Below are 1,934 nucleotides of genomic sequence, written 5' to 3'. Positions count from 1 at the left end.
GCCCAGCACCATCTGGTGGTCGAGCAGTCGATCCCCAGTCATGCGGGTCTGGGGTCCGGCACGCAGATCGCCCTTGCCGTCGCCTCGGCGTTGCGCACTCTCCATAATTTGCCTCTGGATATCGCCGGCGACGCGGGCCTGCTCGAGCGGGGCGGCCGATCCGGCATCGGCATCGCAAGTTTCGAAGATGGCGGCGTCATAGTCGACGCCGGCAAGAACGACCGCGGCGGAACGCCTCCGGTCGTCGCGCGGCTGCCGTTTCCGGAAGAGTGGCGCGTCATCCTCATCCTCGACCATTCCGGGCATGGACTGCATGGCGCTGCCGAGGTCGCGGCGTTTCGTTCGCTGCCGCCGTTCCCAACGGCAGGCAGCGGGGAGATCTGCCGAAGGGTGCTGATGGGCATTATGCCGGCTTTGGTCGAGCGGGACCTTCCGGCATTCGGCGCCGCCGTCACCGCGATACAGATGCTGATCGGCAGCCATTTCGCCCCGGCGCAGGGCGGCGTGTTCACCTCGAAGCGGGTCGAGATGGCGGCCCACCGTCTCAATGAAGCAGGCGCCGTCGGCATCGGCCAGAGTTCCTGGGGGCCGACAGGCTTTGCCTTCGCGCCATCACATGACGCCGCACTCAAGTTCGTCGACGCGGTTCGGAAGACGACAATTGAGGACGGCCTTGAGATCAAGATCGTCAAGGGCAGGAACTCCGGCGCGAAGATCAGCTCAACCAGGCTGAATCTCGTCGGCAGCTGACGCTCCCGTTTCAGGCAGAAAGGCAAGAAATGGCCCGCAAACACATCCTGCACATGCTGACACCGTTGAAGCAGATGAGCCCCTTCGACGTGAACATGGCGCTCGACGCAGGCTTCGACGCCGTCGTCCCCTATGTCGATGTAAGCCTCGCCGAAGTGACAGGCCTGGTCCAGGACGCGATCTTTTCGCGCCCGCCGGATGCGGGTGTCGACACCGGCATCTTCATCGCCGGGAAGGATGCCTCGTTGGCGCTCGACATGTTCGACGCCGCGAAGAAGGCGATGGTGCCGCCTTTCCAGGTTTCGGTATTTGCCGATCCGGCCGGCTCGTTCACCACGGCCGCGGCGATGGTGGCCAAGGTCGAAAAGGCGCTCGAGAAGAAATTTCAGCGTGCGCTCAGGGATACGAGGGTGGCTGTTTTCGGCGCCACCGGCGTCGTCGGCTTCTGCACCGCCGTCATCGCGGCAGGGGAAGGTGCCCGGGTCACACTTGTCGGCCATGACGGCATCGAGAGGGTCAAACAGATCGCAGCCGAGATCGAAAGCAGATTCAACATCATCGTCGATGCCGCTGACGGATCGAGCGACGCACGCAAGACAAAGCTGGTCGAGGCGAACGAAATTATCCTGGCTTGCGCCAAAGCCGGCGTCCAGGTGGTCTCCAAAGCCCAGTTGAAAGGCAATGACCTGCTTATTGCGGCCGACGTCAATGCCGTCCCCCCGGCCGGCATCGAAGGATTGGCCGTCAATGCCAATGGTGATCCACTCGAAGCGGCAAAAGCTGTCGGCATTGGTCCGCTTGCCATCGGCAATGTCAAATATAAGGTCGAATTCGGTCTCTTCAAAAGAATGATCGAATCCGAAAAGACGATCACGCTCGATTTTCAGGAAGCGTTTTCCCTTGCACGCGAGATTGCCAAGTAACGCCGGATCTCTTTTGATCGCGGCAATTTCAGGCCGGGCGCTGGCCGCCGCCGCGCGTCGCGCCGGCTATCGTCCGCTGGTTGCCGATTTCTTTTGCGATACGGACACCGTCGCGCTCGCCGAACGTGCGACGATGCTGCCGGGCGACCTGCAGAGGGGCATCGACGGCGAGCGCATCGTCGACACGCTTCGGCGATTGGCTGGCGACGACCTGCCGGTCGCCATTATCCTGGGCTCAGGGTTTGAGCGGATGCCTGAGAC

At 62.6% G+C, this 1,934-nt stretch carries 2 protein-coding genes and 1 pseudogene; all 3 read left to right on the top strand.

Annotated features, from left to right (window positions below; all coding sequences use genetic code 11):
- A partial coding sequence (locus tag EN893_RS31655) for a beta-ribofuranosylaminobenzene 5'-phosphate synthase family protein (RefSeq protein WP_128362082.1) occupies positions 1-750 on the top strand: 750 nt, incomplete at its 5' end.
- Positions 751-779: 29 nt separating this feature from the next.
- Positions 780-1,673 (top strand): NAD(P)-dependent methylenetetrahydromethanopterin dehydrogenase, encoded by an 894-nt coding sequence (locus EN893_RS31650; protein WP_127269828.1) that lies wholly within the window; start codon positions 780-782, stop codon positions 1,671-1,673.
- 13 nt (positions 1,674-1,686) lie between these two features.
- Positions 1,687-1,934: pseudogene (locus EN893_RS31645) on the top strand (hypothetical protein); the annotation flags it as partial.

Source organism: Mesorhizobium sp. M7A.F.Ca.CA.004.04.2.1 (assembly GCF_004022825.1).
Lineage (GTDB): Bacteria > Pseudomonadota > Alphaproteobacteria > Rhizobiales > Rhizobiaceae > Mesorhizobium.
This window is presented reverse-complemented; position numbering and strand designations above follow the sequence as displayed.

Excerpts from the sequence above, each read along its gene's own strand:
- EN893_RS31650 (WP_127269828.1), top strand. The coding sequence starts at position 780 with ATGGCCCGCAAACACATCCTGCACATGCTGACACCGTTGAAGCAGATG.